This is a genomic window from [Bacteroides] pectinophilus (assembly GCA_025146925.1).
Classification (GTDB): Bacteria; Bacillota; Clostridia; order Lachnospirales; family Lachnospiraceae; genus Bacteroides_F; species Bacteroides_F pectinophilus.
Genome location: CP102260.1, coordinates 1663215 through 1685000 on the forward strand (window position 1 = coordinate 1663215; position 21786 = coordinate 1685000).

21 protein-coding genes, 1 tRNA gene and 1 rRNA gene (1 of these 23 cut by a window edge) are annotated in these 21786 nt (G+C 43.5%); 1 reads left to right on the plus strand and 22 read right to left on the minus strand.

Annotation, left to right across the window (positions count from 1 at the left end):
- The 7 genes from NQ488_07795 to der are packed head-to-tail and all read right to left on the minus strand — an operon-like array spanning position 1 to position 7185.
- Positions 1-576, minus strand: a complete 576-nt coding sequence (locus NQ488_07795) for a vacuolar family H+-ATPase subunit H (GenBank protein UWN94501.1) — start codon at positions 574-576, stop codon at positions 1-3.
- Between the two features lie 17 nt (positions 577-593).
- The gene (gene coaD, locus NQ488_07800; GenBank protein ID UWN94502.1) at positions 594-1079 is read right to left on the minus strand and encodes a pantetheine-phosphate adenylyltransferase; all 486 of its coding nucleotides are present in this window, start codon (positions 1077-1079) and stop codon (positions 594-596) included.
- Position 1080: 1 nt separating this feature from the next.
- Complete coding sequence (rsmD, locus tag NQ488_07805; protein ID UWN94503.1) at positions 1081-1644, minus strand: 16S rRNA (guanine(966)-N(2))-methyltransferase RsmD; 564 nt, start codon at positions 1642-1644, stop codon at positions 1081-1083.
- 44 nt (positions 1645-1688) lie between these two features.
- Entirely contained in the window at positions 1689-4157 is a 2469-nt protein-coding gene (locus tag NQ488_07810; GenBank protein ID UWN94504.1) for a LuxR C-terminal-related transcriptional regulator, read from the minus strand.
- A gap of 6 nt (positions 4158-4163) precedes the next feature.
- Positions 4164-5177 carry an NAD(P)-dependent glycerol-3-phosphate dehydrogenase gene (locus NQ488_07815; protein ID UWN94505.1) on the minus strand — a complete coding sequence of 338 codons (1014 nt, stop codon included), beginning with the start codon at positions 5175-5177 and terminating at the stop codon, positions 4164-4166.
- Positions 5178-5203: 26 nt separating this feature from the next.
- Positions 5204-5854, minus strand: a complete 651-nt coding sequence (plsY, locus tag NQ488_07820; GenBank protein ID UWN94506.1) for a glycerol-3-phosphate 1-O-acyltransferase PlsY — start codon at positions 5852-5854, stop codon at positions 5204-5206.
- Positions 5855-5856: 2 nt separating this feature from the next.
- Positions 5857-7185 (minus strand): ribosome biogenesis GTPase Der, encoded by a 1329-nt coding sequence (der, locus tag NQ488_07825; protein ID UWN94507.1) that lies wholly within the window; start codon positions 7183-7185, stop codon positions 5857-5859.
- Between the two features lie 162 nt (positions 7186-7347).
- Between der and NQ488_07830 the strand changes: the two genes are divergently transcribed.
- A complete protein-coding gene (locus NQ488_07830) occupies positions 7348-8202 on the plus strand; it encodes a hypothetical protein (protein ID UWN94508.1) in 855 nt (284 codons plus the stop codon).
- Positions 8203-8218: 16 nt separating this feature from the next.
- On the opposite strand, the gene pgeF is transcribed toward NQ488_07830, so the two are convergent.
- From pgeF to NQ488_07905, 15 genes are all read right to left on the minus strand, one after another.
- Entirely contained in the window at positions 8219-9088 is an 870-nt protein-coding gene (pgeF, locus tag NQ488_07835; protein UWN94509.1) for a peptidoglycan editing factor PgeF, read from the minus strand.
- A 20-nt stretch (positions 9089-9108) separates the two neighbouring features.
- Entirely contained in the window at positions 9109-9459 is a 351-nt protein-coding gene (locus NQ488_07840; GenBank protein UWN97125.1) for a YraN family protein, read from the minus strand.
- Positions 9459-9779 carry an EscU/YscU/HrcU family type III secretion system export apparatus switch protein gene (locus tag NQ488_07845; GenBank protein ID UWN94510.1) on the minus strand — a complete coding sequence of 107 codons (321 nt, stop codon included), beginning with the start codon at positions 9777-9779 and terminating at the stop codon, positions 9459-9461. Before NQ488_07845 ends, NQ488_07840 begins: the two co-directional genes overlap by 1 nt.
- Before the next feature lie 17 nt (positions 9780-9796).
- A complete protein-coding gene (locus NQ488_07850) occupies positions 9797-11476 on the minus strand; it encodes a flagellar hook-length control protein FliK (protein UWN94511.1) in 1680 nt (559 codons plus the stop codon).
- A 19-nt stretch (positions 11477-11495) separates the two neighbouring features.
- Positions 11496-12161 (minus strand): ribonuclease HII, encoded by a 666-nt coding sequence (locus NQ488_07855; GenBank protein ID UWN94512.1) that lies wholly within the window; start codon positions 12159-12161, stop codon positions 11496-11498.
- Complete coding sequence (gene ylqF / locus NQ488_07860) at positions 12139-13008, minus strand: ribosome biogenesis GTPase YlqF (protein ID UWN97126.1); 870 nt, start codon at positions 13006-13008, stop codon at positions 12139-12141. The genes NQ488_07855 and ylqF overlap by 23 nt, the downstream gene beginning before the upstream one ends.
- Before the next feature lie 16 nt (positions 13009-13024).
- Positions 13025-13582, minus strand: a complete 558-nt coding sequence (gene lepB / locus NQ488_07865) for a signal peptidase I (GenBank protein ID UWN94513.1) — start codon at positions 13580-13582, stop codon at positions 13025-13027.
- Positions 13583-13690: 108 nt separating this feature from the next.
- Positions 13691-14041, minus strand: coding sequence for a 50S ribosomal protein L19 (gene rplS, locus NQ488_07870; protein UWN94514.1), 351 nt, complete (start codon positions 14039-14041; stop codon positions 13691-13693).
- Positions 14042-14180: 139 nt separating this feature from the next.
- Positions 14181-15917, minus strand: a complete 1737-nt coding sequence (locus NQ488_07875) for an ABC transporter ATP-binding protein/permease (GenBank protein UWN94515.1) — start codon at positions 15915-15917, stop codon at positions 14181-14183.
- Positions 15914-17191, minus strand: coding sequence for a methionine gamma-lyase family protein (locus NQ488_07880; GenBank protein ID UWN97127.1), 1278 nt, complete (start codon positions 17189-17191; stop codon positions 15914-15916). The genes NQ488_07875 and NQ488_07880 overlap by 4 nt, the downstream gene beginning before the upstream one ends.
- Before the next feature lie 100 nt (positions 17192-17291).
- A complete protein-coding gene (gene miaA, locus NQ488_07885) occupies positions 17292-18278 on the minus strand; it encodes a tRNA (adenosine(37)-N6)-dimethylallyltransferase MiaA (protein UWN94516.1) in 987 nt (328 codons plus the stop codon).
- Positions 18279-18488: 210 nt separating this feature from the next.
- Positions 18489-19127: a bifunctional 4-hydroxy-2-oxoglutarate aldolase/2-dehydro-3-deoxy-phosphogluconate aldolase gene (locus NQ488_07890; GenBank protein ID UWN94517.1), complete on the minus strand. Its 639-nt coding sequence runs from the start codon at positions 19125-19127 to the stop codon at positions 18489-18491.
- Positions 19128-19328: 201 nt separating this feature from the next.
- Complete coding sequence (locus NQ488_07895) at positions 19329-19949, minus strand: SprT-like domain-containing protein (GenBank protein UWN94518.1); 621 nt, start codon at positions 19947-19949, stop codon at positions 19329-19331.
- Positions 19950-20078: 129 nt separating this feature from the next.
- Positions 20079-20149 (minus strand) — tRNA-Trp (locus NQ488_07900).
- 100 nt (positions 20150-20249) lie between these two features.
- Positions 20250-21786 (minus strand): 23S ribosomal RNA (locus NQ488_07905); it runs 1353 nt beyond the window's last position.

Here is a 21786-nt window from a genome sequence, read left to right on the forward strand (position 1 = left end):
TTACTGCTGTACATCCTGTGCATCAGACTCAGGTTCACTCTGTCCTCTGAGTTCATTGCGGTTGTTGACTACAACATGAAGAGTATCATTAAGCTTAGACATAAGGCTTCCATACTGCTCCTTATTAGTCTCAACAGAATGTTCGATTATCTGCTGGAGGCTTGCAAGCATCTGATCCGTGTATGCAACTGCCGCACTTCTCATCTCATTGGCTTCCGCTGCCGCACGGTCAACAATCTCCTGTGCCTGATTCTGGGCTGCCTGTATCGTCTGGTCAGCCTGCTCATATGCACGCTGCATAATCTCATGCTCATTAACAAGCTCATCCGTCTGGATCTGTGCCTTGTCAAGAATGCTTGCTGCCTGCTCTCTCGCATCAGACAGAATTGCATCCTTTTTTTCTATAAGATTCTTATATTTGGTAATCTCCTGAGGCAGCTTTCTTCTAAGTTCACCAAGATACTCCTCAAGTTCATCCTTGTTGGCTATAATCTTAGAACCCGAGAATGGATAAGGCTTGCAGTTATCTACATACTCTTCGAGCTCTGACACAATCTGTTCTATTCTGCTCGTCATAATCTCTCCCTTCCAAATTACTTTGTAATGCCATATTTTTCGTATATTCTCGGAATAACACATTCCGGTACAAACTTATGAATATCTCCTCCATACATAGCCACTTCTTTGACTATGCTTGAGCTTAAGTATGCATACTTAAGGTTCGTTGTAAGAAATATAGTATCCATATCCGGATAGACTGCATGATTAGTCTGTGCCATCTGAAGTTCGTATTCAAAATCAGTTATGGCACGCAGTCCCCTGATAGTGACATCTATTCCGTTCTTCTCCATAAAATCAACAAGAAGTCCTCTAAAGCTTACTACTTCTACATTCGGAAGATGGCTCGTGACTTCATTTAACATATTAACACGTTCATCTACAGAAAACAATGGCGATTTGGTATTATTGTTAAGCACACCGACTATCAGATGATCGACCATCTTGGCTGACCTTTCGATAACATCAAGGTGTCCCAGCGTTACGGGGTCAAAGCTCCCCGGATAGATTGCTTTTTTCACGTTATTCTCCGTTCCTGTCACTATTTACAAAGATATGTTTATTATTCTTATAGTTCTTCTGCTTAACAAGCATATATCCCAGTGACTCAAGATATGAAAAATCTGTCTCTAATGATGCTTCGATAACTATAAGTGTATATTCATCAAGTATATCACTATTTTTAAGTGCTGCGAGCACCTGTTTTTCGTATTCATGGTTATATGGCGGATCCATGTGTATAACATCGAATACACCCTTGCCCGCAAGCCTGTTGATTGCCGTAAGTGCATCGCATTCCATAACAGTTGCATTATCTGCCAGCTTTGTGAATGCAAGATTCTGCTTTATACACGCTGCAGCCGCTTTTGAATTCTCAACAAATACAGCACTTGCCGCGCCTCTGCTCAGGGCCTCGATTCCAATTGCACCGCTTCCTGCAAACAGATCAAGGAACTTTGCGCCGGGAACATCAGCCTGAATCACATTAAAAAGTGTCTCTTTAATTCTGTCCTGCGTAGGTCTTGTCTCAAGGCCTTCTATTGATCTGAGCGGCATGCTTCGTGCCGTTCCCGCTATAACTCTCATATTTTTTCTCCATTCCTGCCTATTTTCACACTATTCCCAAATTTCTAAAAATATTTTTCAAGCTCAGCCCTTGCATTAATCCCAAGTTTTCTGAACACAAGCTTCATCGTTGACTTAACCGTACTCTCTGCTATGCACAGGACATCTGCTATTTCCTTATTGCTAAGCCGCCTTGCTGCCAGCTTTGCGACATCAGATTCTCTTGCAGTGAGTCCATAGTTGGAGCTCTCATCATAGCTCTTGGCTATGGCACGTACTGACCTGTCGTAATTTCTGTTCATTTTTTTGATATTTTTAATAAAAGGTGTCTTCTCAGAAGAGAAATGCATCATATTAAAAATCGGCTCCAGCATTGAATAATTCTCTACAAAAGGCATGCATATCATATCGCTGTAAGAAAGCCCTACGGCTATATCAAGGAAATAAACAGCTTTCTGTTCATTGCCTGTCTTAAAGTTTGATATTGCAATATATATATATGTATATATCTTGGATACCGTATAAGATGCAGCCTCTGCAATTCCGATAAACTGACCACTCACAGCCTGCATATGGTGATATTGTTCATCAAGCAGAAGGAACCTTCCATATACAATATTAGCAAATGCCAGCGTTATAAAATTGGAATTGTTCTCTATTGTCCTGTCATCTTTGAGCCACGATGGTATTCTGTCCTTACTGCCTATAAGCGCATACATGTATCCCCTGCAAAGTTCAATCATCCTGGAGTACATATGCTCCTGATTTCCTGCCTGTGCCGCTTTCTTTCCAAAGAATTCCATTCGTCCCGCAAATGAAAGTGCATCCCCCGTAAAAAGTGATATTCTTGTAAGAATCAGATTTGCTGCCAGAAACACGCTGATCTGATTACGGCTGTCTGCAACATACATTGCTTTAAGCGAAAGGATCTCTGCTCCCTCAATATCCCCCCGAAGATACAAAAGCTCTGCCTTGGCAGCAATCTCGAATCCTTTGCCGTGCCCGTCTGTCAGTCTGTAATAAAGCGGGGCAATGTCCTCCATGAACTTTATCTCACTGTCTGCTCTTCCCGGTTCGTTATGATACAGCATAAGCATTGATGGAGTACCATAACCAAACGGTATTCCATCATACAGACGTCCGCTCGAACGCGGTTTCTTATTGATTATGCTGTCAAGCTTCCTGCCCCCTCTGCTATATTCACCAAAATGCAGAAATGCATCAACATACGTAAGGTCTGCTATCTTTGAATCTCTCTGGCTTTCGCTGAGGCTCTCATCTGCTTCAATATCCGACTTCATAGTCTCCATAAGTTCTTTGCTCAATGGATTCTCATTATAAAGAAACATAATTATTACAAGCGCAATTGCGAATTCATAATCACCTTTATCAGCAATCTTAAAATAATTATGTGCTGCAGCAAGAAATACCGGTTTGTTAGCCTTTATTACATATGGAAAAAGCCTGTTCAGATCCGACTTTGCAGTAAACATCTTCTGATATACGCCTGCCCTGTGATAACAGCTGACAGCTTCAAAGAAATTACCTGTCTCATTATACAGATCTCCGACCGAACTGAACATGCTGTTGCGTTCAGCGACCGGTATATCATTAAAGTCTTTTTCAAGATATTTTCTTATAAGTGGATTCATCGAATATACTCTGTCAATGCTGTTATATCTCACAAAGATATTATCCTCAATATAACTCTTCGCAAGTTCCATTGACATATCATTCCATGCAGCTGCCTGTGCAAGCGTAAATGACTCAAATGCACTCATCTTTACAAGGAACATCTTTTCATCTGCAGGCATCGAAAAAAATATCTCATTATTGATAAATGTATTGGCCCGGCTCGTTATATTAAAATTATGTGATTCCTTATATTGCATCAGCTGGAATGACACTATTATCGGCCATCCACGGCTTACCGCATATAATTCCGATGCCTGGGTCCTCGTGATTGTAATTCCGTTATTACGGAAATACGTCCTTATGTCCTCTGCATGAAGTGAAAAATCATCATCGTTAATGTAATTAACCCAGTTACGCACAATCAGTTTAAGCGAATAAGGGTCAAGATGATTGCCCGTGATAAATATGGCATTCATCTCAACATCATCATTATCCCTTAATAAAAAGAAAAACTTATTAATAATCGGACCGTCTATAACATTATAGTTGTCAAATACAAACATCAGCTTCTGCCGGAACTCAAGTGTAGCTATGTAATCGGCAGCGTGCATTGCATCCTTTATATCTTTCGGAAATCCGCACTCTATCAGCGGTGCCGCATCAACATCACATGCCTCTGCGATGACCTCACAGAATTCATTCCAGAAAAGTTCTTTTGTAGTGTCGCAGTTCATCCATTTTACATCGTATGCTGCGTTCCTTAAGTAATTCCTGATTACAATTGTCTTGCCGTAACCCACAGGTGCATGGACAAATGTAAACTTATTATTCCTCGTATTCGTCAGCTTCTCTTTGAGCCTGTCCGATATATATATATTATTAGTAGTTCTGATTGCCATTTTGCATTATTCTTCCCATGGGAGTTCCGAATTTTCTATTGTCTTGTCCCTTAACATAAGCTCCATAACAGCATCAGCCGCTTTCTTATCATCAAACAGGATATGGTTAACCTGCTCAACAATAGGCATGCTTACATCATATTTTTTTGCAAGCTTCAACGCTGCCCTGGCTGAATATACTCCCTCAACTACCATCTGCACTTCTTTCATTGCTTCATCTGCCGTATATCCCTTACCTATGAGAATACCTGCGCGTCTGTTACGGCTGTGCATACTCTCACACGTAACTATAAGATCGCCTATTCCCGAAAGTCCTGAGAATGTCTGTGGCTTGCCGCCCATCTTTACTCCGAGTCTTGTTATCTCTGCCATGCCTCTTGTAATAAGGGCTGCCTTAGTATTATCACCATACCCCAGACCGTCAGCCATGCCTGCTGCAAGAGCAATGACATTCTTAAGCGAACCGCCAAGACAGATTCCAAGCATATCAGGGCTTGTATATACACGGAACACATTACTCATGAATACATTCTGTATAAACTCTGCATTGGCCTTCTTACGTGTACCAACCACACATGTAGTAGGGATTCCCCTTCCAACCTCTTCAGCGTGGCTCGGTCCCGAAAGAACCGCAACCTGTGCCTGTGGAATCTCATCTTCTACCACATGGCATAATGTCTCAAGTGTAGTCTCCTCAATTCCCTTGCCGACATTGACAATAATCTGGCCTTCCTTTACATGAGGACTCATCATATGTGCGGTACTTCTTGTATACGGAGATGCAACAGCAAGTACCACAATATCAGGGTCTGCAAGTACCGCCTCAAGATTATCGCTGAAGACTATGCTCTCCGGAATCTTCACTCCTGGAAGTGACTTAGTATGCTCTCTCTTTTCATTAAGCATCTTAATCTCATCCTTGAGCACTGACCATACAGTAACCTCATGTCCGTTATTGTTAAGCAGAAGTGATATCGCAATCCCCCAGCTCCCAGCTCCTATAATACTAACCTTAGCCATCTTAATCCTCGTTCCTCCAAGCTTTATTATGCTTTATTTTTATGTCCAATCTTACGCTCTGTTCCGGTCATAAGTCTCTTAATATTAGCTCTGTGTCTGATAAACGCAAGTGCAGTTATTATAAATGCAATTATATATGCCTCTGCAAGATGCTCAGGAAGCACATTGAGCATTCCCAGCTGTCCGAACACAACAAATTCTATAAAGAAACCTGTCACCATTACAAGTGAGCCAAGTGATACATATCTGGATACAAATGTCACAATCATGAATGTTGAAAATGCGAGCACCGCAAGCATCCAATTGTACGGAAGAAGTGAAAGAATAACTCCCGAAGTTGTGGCTATTCCCTTACCACCGCGGAATCCCAGATAGAATGGAAAATTATGTCCAAGTATTACACCAAGTCCCGCATAGAGCACCAGTAGAAATTCAATATCAGGATGCTTTACTCCAAACAGGAAATGAATAAGTATAATGCAGAGAACTGCCTTAAGTGCATCACCGAAATATGTTATAAAGCCTGCCTTCCTGCCAAGTGTTCTCATAACATTAGTTGTACCTGCATTGCCGCTTCCGTACTCACGTATATCAATATGATTCAGTCTTCCGTATATATATCCTGTCTGGAAAAGTCCAAACACATATCCAATTACCAAGCAAATTATTCTTTCCATAATCAGGCATCCTTCTCCTTGCGTTCACGTATTATGAAATGCAGAGCCGTACCTCTGAATCCGAATGTATCACGTATTCTGTTCTCTATATATCTTGTGTATGAAAAATGCATAAGCTTCTTGTCATTAACAAATATTACGAATGTAGGAGGTCCTACCGCAACCTGTGTAATGTAGTAAAGCTTAAGTCTCTTACCCTTATCCGTAGGCGGCTGCTGCATTGCAACTGCTTCAGTCAGAATCTCATTAAGCACACCGGTCTGCACTCTCATAGTCCTGCTGTCGATAATCTCATCAATAAGCTCATATATCTTATTGAGTCTCTGTCCCGTAACTGCTGACACAAAAAGAATCTCCGCATATGGCATAAATGAAAGAACATCTTTAATCTTCTTCGTATGTTCATTCATAGTCTTGTCATTCTTCTCAATTGCATCCCACTTATTAACGGCAACAATAATACCCTTGCCACGCTCATGCGCAATACCTGCAATCTTGGCATCCTGTTCGGTAACACCCTCTGTTGCGTCAATAACAATAATTACAACATCGGCACGTTCTACTGCGCTTACAGTTCTGATGATACTGTATCTCTCAAGTTCTTCCTTAATCTTATTCTTACGTCTGAGTCCTGCCGTGTCAATAAATACATATTCTTTGCCGTTGAACTTAACGTCCGTATCAATTGCATCTCTTGTTGTGCCCGCAATATCAGATACAATTACTCTCTGGTCTCCGGTCAGCTTGTTGATTATTGATGACTTGCCGACATTAGGCTTACCTACTATGGCTATCTTAGGGCGCTCATCCTCTTCCTCATCAGCACTTCCTTCAGGAAAATGGCTTATAACCTCATCAAGCAGATCGCCTATTCCAAGCTGTGACTCTGCTGATATAGGCACAGGATCGCCTATTCCAAGATTATAGAATTCATACACATCAGGCATAAACTTTTCAAAATTATCTACCTTGTTGACAACTAAGATTACCGGCTTGCTTGAACGCCTGAGCATATCAGCCACCTTGGCATCTGCATCTACAAGTCCCTGCCGCACATCAGTAATAAACATAATTACATCTGCCGTATCTATGGCAATCTGTGCCTGCTCTCTCATCTGTGAGAGGATAATATCCTTTGAATCAGGCTCAATACCGCCTGTATCAATCAATGTAAATGACTTGTCCAGCCAGTTCACATCTGCATATATTCTGTCTCTTGTAACACCCGGCGTATCCTTGACAATTGATATCTTTCTTCCGGCAAGTACATTAAACAGTGTTGATTTGCCGACATTAGGTCTTCCGACCACGGCAACTATCGGTTTGCTCATATCTATCTATACCTTTCTTTATTAATACTGATCGATATGCTGAATCTATTGCTAAATCTAAACATACGATTAAATAATATCATACAAAATTGATTTTTGCAAAATATTATGCTATATTCGGAATATATTTGTATTTCATTATTTGAGAGGACTTAACAAAATATGCATTATAACAGAATAATAAAAACAGCAGCCGGTTGTCTTGCCGCCGCTGCCATAACACTTGCATCATTAATGACGGGAAGCGTAACAGCCAGCGCAGCTGACTCTTCTTCCGCAGCTTCCGCATCCGATGAAGCCTCCGGCTCCGGAGAATACACAGATTATACATTTGCACAGATTAATACCAGAATCCGTGTTCCAAAGTCAATGATAACATTCACCAACAGCGTAACATCTGCCGACCCGAACTTAAGCAGGATTAATGCTTCTGCTGACCAGCTCAGAATAATGTTCGACAAGAATAATCTTTATCTTGAGGCAATGCCTGAGAATCTCTCTTATGAAGTAATCCTTGGTGGTGTCAAGAAAGATGGGCTTAAGAATTACAGTGATATGTCATCTGATGAGCTTGCTGAAGCCTTTGAAGAATATGAGAACCACTGCAGGCAGGCCGAGTATGACACTGTCTACTCCGTATCCCGCTACAATGGTCCTTCAGGAATATATTTTGTTGCTGACTTCTGTACAACAACCGATGAGACAACCGTATATTCCCGCAAATATTATACGATAGCCGAAGGCTGTGAGATATCAATAGCTCTCCAGACCAAGCTTCCGAGTGCGGGTGATCCTAACGATACAACAACTTATATATTCAACGAAGATGCAGCCGGTGTTGCAAAGGATATAGTCGACAACGTATCCTACAGCCAGATGAAAGAGCATTTTACTGATACTTCTATGTTCTCGGAGCTGTTCGGATATGTTCTCGGAATCGTTGTCACAATCGGAGGTCTTGGTCTGATATTATGGCTTCTCATTAAGACAACAAGCAAGCCTAAGAAAAAGTTCTGATTAAGATCTTTCTTAATCATCTTAATTCAAGAAATGCACATAAGCCGCCACGTCTGCCTCCTGATGCCCTGTGAGAATACAGGAAGTCAGGATTGCAGCAGGTGCATATGTCAGTCACATTTATATTATCTGCCGGTATTCCCGCATTCACCATATTAGCCACATTAGCCGCATGAAGATTCAGGAGATATTTGTGTTCTTTGTTAATCATACCCTTATCAGTCAGTATATCTTCTATCTCTTCCGCCGAGTACGCAGCTTTGAACTTATCCGCCACATCCCCGCTTACCTCATAGCAGCTCTTACAGATGCTTGGACCGATAAATGCAATAATATCTTCAGGCTTTGTTCCGAATTCACTTCTCATAAGACTGACCGTCACCTGTGTAATGTTACCTACGGTTCCACGCCATCCCGAATGTGAAAGTCCTATCGCCCGGTTCTTCGTATCAACAAAATACAGCGGTACACAATCTGCATACGTTGTTACAAGGCACACTCCCGGTTCATTGGTTACAAGCCCGTCAACATCATTAAACCGCTGCGGTTTCGTGACACCATTGCCGCAGTCAGCCCTGCCGACACGGATAACATTAGTTGTATGTGTCTGCATTGAATAGACCATATTATCAACATCAGTTCCCGTTGCCTCTGCATACAGCCTGAAGTTGGCAAGCACATTCGCCTCGTCATCTCCCCTTCCAAAGTTGAGATTCATCGAAGACCATATTCCCCCGCTCACTCCTCCAAGTCTCGTCGAAAATGAATGTTTAACATACTCAATATCCGCAAGTGCACGGCTCTGGATGTATGCCACACCGTTGGTGTTACGGATAACCGTGGTGTTTGATGGATTTATATATTTTATTGCAGGAATTTTATTCATAGCCAGTCTCCATTCCAATCTCACACATATTCAAATGCATTCTCAATATGTTCAATCTCATTACCGTCAATCGCAATAACATCAAATCTGCACTGTATCCCCTGCGCGCAGCCATGATATGCATAATAGTGCATTGCCGTGCGGCAGATTCTGTGCTGTTTGCGCAAAGTAACTGCTTCAAGTGCACTTCCGTAGCCGGTACCTCCCCGGTATTTGACTTCACAGAATATGAGCATCCCGTCCTTAGATGCAATAATGTCTATCTCACCCGCTCTGTCAGAATAATTGCGCTCAAGAATCCTGTATCCTTTTGAGATAAGATACTTTGCCGCAAGTTCCTCATATTCTGCTCCCCTCTGTCTTTTATTTATCATTTTTTCTTTACCTTGGCTCTTAACCTGTCCATATCATCAACAAACACGAGTATCTCTGCCACAACTCCGTACAGTTCGGGAGGAATCATATCACCAATCTCAAGCTTGGCAAGTGTTGACGCAAGCTTATTGTCCTGATATACCGGAACATCCGATTCTTTTGACTTTTCAATAATCTGGTCAGCAAGATATCCCCTGCCGCTTGCAATAATTCTCGGTGCCTGTTCACCGGCTTCATATGACAGTGCCACGGCAACCTTATTACTGTTATTACTGTTATTGCTGTTATTCAGGTTATCATCCTTTGGATTATTCATCGGGCTTCTATCCATACCTATGCCTTTCTGTCAAACACAAACTGGGTTGTCGGTGCCATCTTAGGAACATCTGCATCAACAAAATCCTGCACAAAGTCAAACTGCTCCTCCGGCTCCCTGACCTTCATGTCAAAATGGCAGTTAAGACCGAGTTTCTCAAGCCTGTCGTTAAGCTGGTCAATATGTGCATATACAAAATCAAGCATCTCTTCACTCTCAAGACAGAAATTAGTCGACACATTCTTTCCCTTAAGCTTTACATATATATCCATAGGTCCGAGATGTTCCATATCAAGATGCAGCAGTGCACTCACGTCATCGCCCTTCTTTGCAAGCTTTTTCTTATTGGTGAATACATACAGCTCTCCATTGGCATTATTCTCCGAGAACCTAACAGGCATCTGAAAATAGGTCATGTTGCGGTTCAGGTCATTCATGAACTCAACATTATTTCGTATATTATTAAGAGCCTTGGAAAGCTGTGAGTCCTGCTTTTCCTGTGTTTTTTCCCCCAGTGCATCAGCAAGCTTCCCTGCATTATTGCGCACCTTCTCATAAAATTCACTTATTGCATCCTTCTTTTGGATATCTGAGGGTGACAGGCGCATGGTATCGCGCATAACCATTCCGAACATCTCTTTATAGCCATCTGATGACAGGAGCTTTGACAGCTTCTCTGCGTCAACATCTGATGATGACATCATGCCGCTTAGCGTGTTCATGAATTCCTGTGCGGTCATCTGACCATCAGCAAGCCCCTGTGCCAGATTCTGCGGTATGCTTCCGAATGTATCCTCAATCATTCCTGCAAGAGCATTCCTTGTCTCAGCATTAACCAATACTCCAACTCCCGTATTCTTGTAAGCTTCGGCAGCCCCGGCCTGTGAAGCCTCCGTCTGCGCTGTACCTGAATCTGCATCTGCATTCACCACATGTACACTTCCGTCTGCATTCTGACCATACAGGATATCGGTAACGGTCTGCATAAGCTGTGCCGCCTCTGCTGAACCCTGCCCCGACGCAATCTGTGAAAGCCTGTCGGCAATCCCGCTGCCAAGCGATGAGATATCATCTGATATGCTGCTCTCATATGAGCTGTAGGCTTCAAACTGCCGGATATTCTCCTGTGTCACAGGGATTCCAAGCTTATTAAGCCTTACAAGCGTATCCGTCCCCGCATCAGGATACTTTGCCGCAAGCTTCGCCATGTCATTAAGCGTCTGTGCGCTGATTGACATATTCTGATTGAGCAGTTCATGAACCATCTCTTCATTAGCAGGTATATCTGCAAGTCCTGCTGCCTCAAGTGCCTTAGCTGCAATATAAGATGACTGCATATCCTGTGCCATAGGCTTAAGCAGGACTGTATTGCCGTTATTCCGGGTTACTACAAATGTAAGGTTCTGTCCCGGTGTAATATTATTAACCTGATTCTGCAAAGACGCACTGAGCTGTGAACCATCCGCAAGCTTAATTGTAACAACTCCGTTGTCAAGTGATGCCACCTCTCCAGAGAACGCATCCCCCGTCATAAGATTCCTTATATCGGTCACAAGCTTTGACGCATCAGAAGAAGTCACCGAACCTCCGGGACGCACTGCACTTACATGTACATTGCCCGATGCATCGGCATTAACCCCTCCCTGCGCCTGTCCATTGTACATCTGCCTGTCATTATGTCCATTGACATTAATCATTATCTTCCTTTACTTTCTGTTAAACCTCTTTAACAAAGTTCTTAATAAATGTATGTCTGTGAATCGGTGATGGGCCAAACTCCTTAAGTGCCGCAATATGCTCTTTCGTTCCGTATCCCTTGTTGCGTGCAAAACCGTATTCCGGATAGATGCTGTCATAATCTGTCATCATGGCATCCCTCGTTACCTTTGCCATAATGCTTGCAGCACCTATAGTTATACTCTTAGCATCGCCCTTTATGATCGGAACCTGCCGTATATCAACCTGCGGAATCGTAACAGCATCATTAAGCAGTATGTCAGGCACAACGCTCAACTTGCTGATTGCCATACGCATTGCCTCATATGTAGCCTGAAGAATGTTAATCTCGTCTATACGTTCAGGCGATGCAATTCCTATTCCAACGCTTACAGCTTCTCCGGATATAACCTCATACAGCTCATTGCGCTTCTTCTCACTCAGCTTCTTGGAATCATTAATATACAATATGCGGCAGCCCTTCGGAAGTACAACCGCTCCTGCCACAACCGGTCCTGCAAGCGGTCCTCTTCCCACTTCATCAATTCCGCATATATACTGGCAGTAATCGTATTCCTTTTCAAATTCACAGAGTGCTTCTATTCTCTCACGCTCTTTTTCAAGCTTTGCCTGTCTTTTTGCCTCATCCATTAAGAATGTCTCCATCTTCCGGACGCTCAAGCGATATCCTGCCAAGACGTCCTGCTCTGTAATCATCAATTATCATATCAGCCGCTTTATCAGTATCAGGCTCTCCGCCCTTTCTTATACAGCTTCTTGCCACTGCCGCCTTTGCAAGGATATCATGCGGCGCTTCCTCTGCTGTCTCCTCAATTCCATATCTTGACGCAAGTGTTCCTGGATAATCACTCTGAAGAATCTTAATCAGTGAACATGCAAGCTCATCCATATGAAGAATCTCATCATTGATTGAACCGATAAATGCGAGGTTCATGCCAATCTTCTCGTCATCGAACTTAGGCCACAGAATTCCCGGTGTATCCAGAAGCTCAATCTGTTTACTGAGTGCAATCCACTGCTTGCCCTTGGTAACCCCCGGCTTGTTGCCAGTCTTTGTACATGCCTTTCCTACGATTGCATTGATAAATGTTGACTTGCCTACATTAGGTATTCCGACAACCATACAGCGCACCGGGCGGTTCTTTATCCCCCTGCGTCTGTCTCTTTCAATCTTTTCTTTGCATGCCTCAAGAATCATCGGATTGACATTGCGTATTCCGGTTCCGTTCTTCGCATTAATCTTAAGCACAATGAAGCCCCTGTCAGTAAAATATCTGACCCATTCATCATTAACTTTATCGGATGCTAAGTCACATTTATTAAGAAGTATCATTCTTGATTTGTTAACTGCAAGAGAATCAATATCAGGATTACGGCTGCTCAAAGGAATTCTCGCATCAACTATCTCAATAACGAGGTCAATAAGCTTGATATTCTCTTCCATCATTCTCTTTGCCTTGGTCATATGACCGGGATACCACTGGTAGTTCATCATCTGCTCCTTTTCTCTATATAAATTTAAAATCTCTGAGCGGTGACATTACAGCCCACACGCTTCCGATAATATTATCTCTCTTCACCATTGCTATATTGGAAAATCTGCTGTCCTCACTGTTGTTACGGTTGTCACCCAGTACAAAATATTCATCCATTCCAAGTATGACAGGTTCTGCAGCAAGTCCCGCCGTAAGTATGTCTGAATCTACGACATCATCCTCAAGCTGCTTTCCGTTAATATATACCTTACCGTCTTTAATCTGTACTGTCTCTCCCGGCAGTCCTATGACACGCTTCACATATATTCTCGATGAGCTTACTCCTGATGCTTCAAATGCTATAACATCATACCTCTTTGGCGATGTAAATGCATACGGCAGCTTGTTAATAAGCACCGTCTGTCCGTTGCTAAGAAGGTCATTCATCGAATTACCTATAATATGTGCCCTTGTACAAAGAAGTGCCATAACCATATACGCTGCACATATAACAATTATCGTGTCAGCAATCAGTTTTGCCATCCGCTGAAGTGTCGTATTCTCTTTGTATCTTCTTCTGAAACCGCTCATAGCTTTGTCCCTCTCTTATATTACAAAAAGGGACAAATACCCGTCTTAAGTATATGTCCCTTTTCAGTCTGCCTCACGCAGACACTTATTAATAAAATCCGGCAGGAATTATCTCGTTACACGTTCCTTAACCTTAGCGCTCTTACCTGTTCTCTCTCTTAAGTAGTTAAGCTTTGCTCTTCTAACCTTACCATGACGAACAACCTCAACCTTCTCAACGATTGGAGAATGTACAGGCCATGTCTTCTCAACGCCAACGCCGTTAGAATTCTTTCTTACTGTGAATGTCTCGCGAACGCCTGTTCCCTGTCTCTTAAGAACAGTACCCTCGAATACCTGGATTCTCTCTCTGTTGCCTTCCTTAATCTTAGCTGATACTCTTACTGTATCACCTACGTTGAACTGTGGAGCCTCTGCCTTAAGCTGTGCAGACTCGATTTCCTTAATAATTTCGCTCATGTGTGACCTCCTTAATAATCTTGATGTTCGTAATACTTGCGTAACAGAGGACCATCTCTTCTTTTCACAACTATTCTAAAATAACATATAGAAGTCTGTTTTGCAAGCATAATTTTGCAAATATCTCTGTTCCGTAACTCTATTCCCTGAACTGCAGCTCATACAGATGCCTGTATATTCCAGCTTTGGCTATGAGTTCATCATGTGTGCCTTCCTCCGCAATTCCGTCATCAGTAAGCACAAGTATTCTCCCCGCATTCTTAATTGTTGACAGTCTGTGCGCGATGACAAGCGTTGTTCTGTTCTTTGCAAGCTTCTCAAGTGACTCCTGTACAACCTTCTCACTTTCATTATCAAGTGCTGATGTTGCCTCATCAAATATAAGTACCGGAGGATTCTTCAAAAATACCCTTGCTATTGAAAGTCTCTGTTTCTGGCCTCCGGACAGCTTAACGCCTCTCTGCCCGATATCGGTATCATACCCGTCCGGAAGTGACATGATAAATTCATGTGCATTGGCATTCTTTGCCGCCTCAATAACTTCTTCCCTCGTTGCATCAGGCTTTCCATATCTGATATTCTCAAATACAGTTCCTGCAAAAAGATACACATCCTGCTGCACTATTCCGATATTACCGCGCAGGCTCTTAAGCTTAATATCCCTTACGTCAGTACCGTCAAGCTTAACACTGCCTTCTGTAACATCATAAAATCTCGGTATCAGGCTGCAAAGCGTTGTCTTGCCCGCTCCCGAAGAACCTACGAGTGCTGCATATTCACCCGCACTGACCTTCAGATTAATATGATTGAGAACCGTCTGCGTATCCTGTTCATATTTGAATGATACATCATCAAATTCAATCTCACCGCGTACATTGCTTATAGTCTTTGCATCCGGTCTGTCTGCTATGTCCGGTTCAATATTAAGTATCTCCATGAACCTCTCGAAGCCCGAATAACCGTTCTGGAACTGCTCAGTGAAGTCAATCAGCGTCTTAATCGGGTCTGTGAATACATTAATATATAGGATAAATGTAACAAGGTCTGTAATGCTCACAAGCCCCTTCTTAATGAATACAGAGCCTGCAATAATTACAACAACCTGAATCATTATTGTAAATGAGCTGAGTCCGGCCTGATATCCGCCCATGTATCTGTAGCTTTCTCTTTTGGCTGCAAGAAATCCGTTGTTGCCTATTGCAAACTTCTCTTTTTCAATATCCTCATTGGCAAAAGACTTAACAACACGCATTCCCGACAGATTATCTTCTATCTGCGCGTTAATTCCCGCAATCTCTTCCCTGTTGCGTCTGAATGCACGTTTCATCTTCCTGTTGAACACATATGCATACACAAACATAAACGGCACCAGTGCAAATGCAGCAACCGCCAGATACGGGCTGATTGTCATAAGAATTATAAATGCACCGGTTATCTTAATAAGAGATATCACAATATTCTCAGGACCGTGATGCAGAAGCTCGCTTATGTCAAACAAATCCGTTGTGATTCTTGCCATAAGCTGTCCGACCTTCTGATTATCAAAGAATGAGAATGAAAGCTTCTGGTAATGTGCAAATACCTCCGCACGCATATCATACTCCATACGTGCTCCCATAACATGTCCGTAATTGGATATAAAGAAATTACACCAGCACTGGACAGCAACGAGCACAACCATTAGCACTCCCAGCTCTGCAATAGTCCTGAATGCCGTTGCATCATCATAATACAGAACCGTTGATGTTATATATCTTATTATTATGGGAATCGAGAGTGCTACAGCCGCAGCACCGAATGCGAAGAACATGTCTGCAATGAACACATTCATGTACGGCTTATAGTACGAAAACATTTTCTTAAGATTCTCTCTCATCGCAATGTCACCACTCCTGCATCAATCATCTTCTGAAGGCTCATCATAATACCAAGCTTTGCATGGTACCATGTAAGTCCGCCCTGGAAGAATACTGAATATGGCTCTCTTAACGGACCATCTGCACTGAGTTCGATTGATGAGCCCTGTACGAATGCACCTGCTGCCATAATGACCTCCGAATCGTACCCCGGCATATCCCATGGTTCAGGAGTAACATAGCTGTCAACCGGTGCTGCTGCCTGAATACCCTTGCAGAATGCGATAAGTCCCTCGGCAGAGCCAAGCTCAATCGCCTGAATGATATCAAATCTCGGCTCGCTTCCGTTAGGAATAACCTTAAATCCGAGCCTTTCATACAGATTAGCCGCAAATATTGCTCCCTTAAGTGCTCCTGCAGTAACTACCGGTGCCATGAAAAGTCCCTGAAAGAATGACTGGTTAACTCCAAGCGTAGCACCAACCTCCTTGCCAAGTCCCGGAGATGTAAGCCTGTAAGCTGCCTGCTCAACATACTCCTTCTTACCGGCAATATATCCTCCGCACGGAGCAAGTCCGCCGCCCGGATTCTTAATAAGAGAACCGACAATCAGGTCAGCCCCGACATCACTCGGTTCTATCGTCTGTACAAATTCTCCGTAACAGTTGTCTACCATGCATATTACATCAGACTTTATTGATTTTATAAATGCTATAAGCTCTCCTATACGTTCTACCGAAAGTGTCGGTCTCTGCGCATAACCCTTAGAACGCTGTATCGTCACAAGCTTTGTTCTCTCATTGATTGCCGCCTTTATTGCATCATAATCAAAGCTTCCGTCAGGCTTAAGATCTGCCTGTGCATATGTTATTCCATACTCGGCAAGGCTTCCCTTGGATGGTCTTATTCCTATAATCTCATCCATAGTATCATATGGCTTGCCGACAGGTGACATAAGCTCATCTCCCGGTCTTAAATTAGCTGCAAGTGCCACATTAAGTGCATGCGTTCCACATGTAATCTGTGGTCTTACCAGTGCATCCTCCGTATGGAAGATATCGGCATATACTGCCTCAAGCGTCTCACGGCCCGCATCATTATATCCGTAACCGGTTGTTCCGTAGAGATGCTCTGCTGATACCCTGTTCTTCTGCATTGCTGCAATAACCTTCATCTGGTTATACTCCGCAGTCTCATCTATGGCATCAAATCTCGGCTTAAGACTGTCAGCAATCTTCTTTGAATAATCAAGAAGCTCCCTTGAAAGCCCCATAGACTCATACATTTTTCCCATATTTTCTAACTGTTCTGCATTCATTACAAATTCTCCATTCCTGTTCTAACTGCAATTAATTTTAACGCAATCACTTTTCATGCAATCACTTCTGACGCAATCACCTTTCAATAATTCCTTTATCATGCAATTTATTAATCATAAAGTCAAGTATCGCTTCGTCATTACCAAAATCCTGCCGGTTCACCCATGTCACATCACGTTCACGCCTAAACCATGTAAGCTGTCTCTTGGCAAAATGTCTGGTGTCACGTTTTATTATATAAACAGCCTCTTCAAGAGTACAGATGCCATCAAGATAATCAAGAACCTCCTTATAGCCGATTCCCTGCATAGATACATATGAACGGTCATACCCCATGTCTCTTAGCATCCTCACCTCATCAACAAGTCCTGCTTCAAACATCTTATCAACTCTTGCATCAATTCTCTTATACAGCTTCTCTCTGTCATCATTAAGTACAAAATATACAAAATTATACGGCGAACTGTTATTTCTCTGTTCTTCATTATGTCTGGATATCGGCTCACCGGTCTGGTAGTAATATTCAAGTGCCCTTATAACTCTTTTAACATTATTAGGGTGGATGTTCTCTGCTGATACAGGATCCACTGCTTCAAGTTCCTTATGAAGCACTGCCTGTTCTCCGGCTTCTGCCCTCTCCTGCAGCTTCGCGCGGTACGCTTTTGCTTCTTCATTGCCATCAATATCTGTCTTATTATCTGACGCGGCATCCGCTGCAGAATCAAAATCCACGTCATACAGTACCGATTGTATATAAAATCCGGTTCCACCCGCAATAATCGGTATATGTCCTCTTGCGGTAATCTCTTCTATTGCCTGCTTTGCCCCTGCCTGAAACTTAACTATATTAAATTCTTCGTCAGGCTCATATTCATCTATAAGAAAATGCCTTACTCCCTGCATCTCTTCCGGCATAATCTTAGCCGTTCCGATATCCATATGCTTATATACCTGCATCGAATCGGCGCTTATTATCTCTCCACCGATACGTTTTGCAAGTTCTACCGATGCTGCCGTCTTACCGACTGCCGTAGGTCCCGTAAGGATTACAAGATTCATCATATCTCCGTTTCTGCCCGTTTTCCAGGGCATCTCAGGTTTGTGCGGGCACAAATCCTGCGTGTGAAAAATCAGATATCAATCTGTATTTTTTACACTAATCTCCGTTCCATATTCAAAAAATTCCCTCTGAAAGCTGCCTGTAATACAACACATCTTCCAGAGGGATTGATAATCAATAAATCTCTATAATTGATTAATCCTTATAAGTAATTAGCCACGAATCTTCTTAACAAGAGCTACAGCCTCTGCTGTCATATCCTTAATCTTGTCAAACTCGCCAGCCTTGATAAGGTCACCCTTAACCATCCAGCTACCACCGCAGCAGAAGATCTTGTCGCACTCAAGGTACTCTGAGATATTCTTTGCGTTGATTCCGCCTGTAGGCATAATTCTTACTGTTGTGTAAGCTGCACACATAGCCTTAATCATCTTAAGTCCGCCAGCTGCCTCAGCAGGGAAGAACTTAACTCTTGTAAGACCACGCTTAACTGCCTGAGCAAGCTCTGATGGTGTTACGATACCAGGAACAACCTCAATATTCTTTGAAATACAGTAATCTACGATCTCAGGATCGAATCCAGGGCTAACGATAAGTGAAGCGCCTGCTGCTACTGCACGGTCAACCTGCTCTGTTGTAAGAACTGTACCGGCTGCAAGTACCATATCCGGATATGCCTCATGCATAAGGCGGATTGACTCCTCAGCTGCTGCTGTACGGAATGTAACCTCTGCACATGGAAGTCCACCTTCATATAATGCCTTAGCAAGTGGAAGTGCATCCTTAGCATCGTTAAGAACTACTACAGGAATTACTCCAAGCTCTTCAAATTTGTCTGCCATTGTACTCATAATAATATAAGCTCCTTTCTTATACCGCTCTCTTATTGTGGACGAGCGGTCTTCCTCTTCTCACTATTATATACATTTTTCAGAAAATTGGAAGAGGTAATTTTACTTTTGTCGGCTTTTATATGCCTTTTGCCGGCATTTTGATTACTTCTTCATTACAATTGCGTAATTACCGCTGCAGGGTATACATAAAACAATTTGTTAGAGACCCCTGATAATAATCCTGCCTCCGCATCTGCATCTGTAATTCTGAGGTCTTGTAACTACCTTGCCGGCTCTTTTATAGCCCTGTGACCTGCCGCAGCTCGTACATGTCGCAATATACTTTACCGGCATTGTCCTGCGCCTGCTGATTGCATTTCTGCCGAATGAACCATCACCAGTGCCACCAGCAATGTCAGATGCTCCGGTTGATGATTCAAGCCCATCAATCCCCTTTTCTTCGGATGATGTAACACGCTTGACATTATAACCATACTTCTCATTAACAATTGATGCATACCTTTTCCAAAGAGCACTGTGATTCATGCATCCTTTACATGTATGAATCACTTCATGCATCAGTGTATTCTTAATACTAGATTCATCAGTACCAATCAGCCTTGTCGTAACTTCTATTCTATATACTGTGGATGCTGCAGACCGACTGATAACTGCCGTACATCGTCCCCAAAAAGACTTTGCCCTTGTATTAATAACAACCTCCGGCTCTATCGCCTGTATTGGGATTCCGGCAGCAACTGCTTCTTGGATAACATCTTTAAGGCAGCCATTCAAATACTTCCGAAGCTGCTCATTGCATTCATGTTTTTGTCTGTACATGCTGTTAAATTCTCTCTAAAATCGCTGACTATAAAATCGCTGACTATTCCGTATAAAATCTTATAAAACATTCTACTGCAAAAAAATCGCTAAAGCTTCGTAAAAGCCTTAGCGATATATTTTAATTAACAGGGGTGGAGAGAATCGAACTCCCACCAAAGGTTTTGGAGACCCCTATGATACCACTTCACCACACCCCTATGAAGTAATTGACCCTTCAAAACTGCACATTAAATTATCTTTTACATCCCTTACCTTCGGATAACTCCTCAGGCACTCTCTTTCTATCCGTTTCTTTCTTCGGTTAAGCCCTCGACCTATTAGTACTGGTCAACTGAATACATTGCTGTACTTACATCTCCAGCCTATCAACCTTGTCGTCTTCAAGGGGTCTTACCTGATTACTCAGTGGGATATCCCATCTTGAGGGGGGCTTCACGCTTAGATGCCTTCAGCGTTTATCCCTGCCCGACTTGGCTACCCGGCCGTGGCATTGGCATGCCAGCCGGTACACCAGAGGTCAGTCCGTCCCGGTCCTCTCGTACTAAGGACGGCTCCTCTCAGATATCCTGCGCCCGCGCCGGATAGGGACCGAACTGTCTCACGACGTTCTGAACCCAGCTCGCGTACCGCTTTAATGGGCGAACAGCCCAACCCTTGGGACCTACTCCAGCCCCAGGATGCGATGAGCCGACATCGAGGTGCCAAACCACTCCGTCGATGTGAACTCTTGGGAGTGATAAGCCTGTTATCCCCAGGGTAGCTTTTATCCGTTGAGCGATGGCAATCCCACTTTATGCCACCGGATCACTAAGTCCTACTTTCGTACCTGTTCCACCCGTCGGTGTCACAGTCAAGCTCACTTCTGCCTTTGCGCTCTGCGAATGGTTTCCGTCCATTCTGAGTGAACCTTTGAGCGCCTCCGATACCCTTTCGGAGGCGACCGCCCCAGTCAAACTCCCCGCCTGGCATTGTCCCACCGCCGGATCACGGCGGCTGGTTAGAAACCTAGCAATGCAGGGGTGGTATCCCAACGCCGGCTCCATGACAACTGGCGTCATCATTTCTCAGCCTCCCACCTATCCTGTACGTGCAATGCCAGATCCCAGTGCCAAACTAGAGTAAAGCTCCATGGGGTCTTTCCGTCCTGGCGCGGGTAGCCAGCATCTTCACTGGCACTTCAATTTCACCGGGTGCATTGTCGAGACAGCGCCCAAATCATTACGCCTTTCGTGCGGGTCGGAACTTACCCGACAAGGAATTTCGCTACCTTAGGACCGTTATAGTTACGGCCGCCGTTTACTGGGGCTTAAGTTCGATGCTTCGTTTCCTGACATCTCCCCTTAACCTTCCAGCACCGGGCAGGCGTCAGCCCATATACTTCACCTTTCGGTTTTGCATAGACCTGTGTTTTTGCTAAACAGTTGCTTGGGCCTATTCTCTGCGGCCACATTGCTGTGGCACCCCTTCTCCCGAAGTTACGGGGTCATTTTGCCGAGTTCCTTGACAATGCTTCTCCCGCCGGCCTTAGGATTCTCTCCTCATCTACCTGTGTCGGTTTACGGTACGGGTACAATGGACACTATAGCGGCTTTTCTTGACGGCAGGCTCCGGAACTTCGCTACTTTTGTTTCGCTCCTCTCACCGCTCTGGCTTGCATGCGGGTTTTGCCTCGCATACGCCTCCTCGGCTTTCACCGGGCTTTCCTTTCCCGGCTTTCCTTTACCTCCCGTGTCCCCACAGTTCTGATCCATTGCAGTACAGGAATCTCAACCTGTTGTCCATCGGCTACGCGTCTCCGCCTCGCCTTAGGCCCCGACTTACCCGGGGCAGATCA

Bases quoted from the DNA above. Each gene is read 5' to 3' on its own strand.
- NQ488_07855 (UWN94512.1), bottom strand. From the start codon at position 12,161: ATGGAGACATTCTTAATGGATGAGGCAAAAAGACAGGCAAAGCTTGAA.
- pgeF (UWN94509.1), bottom strand. From the start codon at position 9,088: ATGAATAAAATTCCTGCAATAAAATATATAAATCCATCAAACACCACG.
- NQ488_07875 (UWN94515.1), bottom strand. From the start codon at position 15,917: ATGAGAGAGAATCTTAAGAAAATGTTTTCGTACTATAAGCCGTACATG.
- NQ488_07895 (UWN94518.1), bottom strand. From the start codon at position 19,949: ATGTACAGACAAAAACATGAATGCAATGAGCAGCTTCGGAAGTATTTG.
- NQ488_07880 (UWN97127.1), bottom strand. From the start codon at position 17,191: ATGGGAAAAATGTATGAGTCTATGGGGCTTTCAAGGGAGCTTCTTGAT.
- plsY (UWN94506.1), bottom strand. From the start codon at position 5,854: ATGGAAAGAATAATTTGCTTGGTAATTGGATATGTGTTTGGACTTTTC.
- NQ488_07815 (UWN94505.1), bottom strand. From the start codon at position 5,177: ATGGCTAAGGTTAGTATTATAGGAGCTGGGAGCTGGGGGATTGCGATA.
- NQ488_07830 (UWN94508.1), top strand. From the start codon at position 7,348: ATGCATTATAACAGAATAATAAAAACAGCAGCCGGTTGTCTTGCCGCC.
- NQ488_07810 (UWN94504.1), bottom strand. From the start codon at position 4,157: ATGGCAATCAGAACTACTAATAATATATATATATCGGACAGGCTCAAA.
- ylqF (UWN97126.1), bottom strand. From the start codon at position 13,008: ATGAACTACCAGTGGTATCCCGGTCATATGACCAAGGCAAAGAGAATG.
- lepB (UWN94513.1), bottom strand. From the start codon at position 13,582: ATGAGCGGTTTCAGAAGAAGATACAAAGAGAATACGACACTTCAGCGG.
- NQ488_07850 (UWN94511.1), bottom strand. From the start codon at position 11,476: ATGATTAATGTCAATGGACATAATGACAGGCAGATGTACAATGGACAG.
- miaA (UWN94516.1), bottom strand. From the start codon at position 18,278: ATGATGAATCTTGTAATCCTTACGGGACCTACGGCAGTCGGTAAGACG.
- NQ488_07845 (UWN94510.1), bottom strand. From the start codon at position 9,779: ATGAATAATCCAAAGGATGATAACCTGAATAACAGCAATAACAGTAAT.
- rplS (UWN94514.1), bottom strand. From the start codon at position 14,041: ATGAGCGAAATTATTAAGGAAATCGAGTCTGCACAGCTTAAGGCAGAG.
- NQ488_07795 (UWN94501.1), bottom strand. From the start codon at position 576: ATGACGAGCAGAATAGAACAGATTGTGTCAGAGCTCGAAGAGTATGTA.
- NQ488_07890 (UWN94517.1), bottom strand. From the start codon at position 19,127: ATGAGTACAATGGCAGACAAATTTGAAGAGCTTGGAGTAATTCCTGTA.
- der (UWN94507.1), bottom strand. From the start codon at position 7,185: ATGAGCAAACCGATAGTTGCCGTGGTCGGAAGACCTAATGTCGGCAAA.
- rsmD (UWN94503.1), bottom strand. From the start codon at position 1,644: ATGAGAGTTATAGCGGGAACGGCACGAAGCATGCCGCTCAGATCAATA.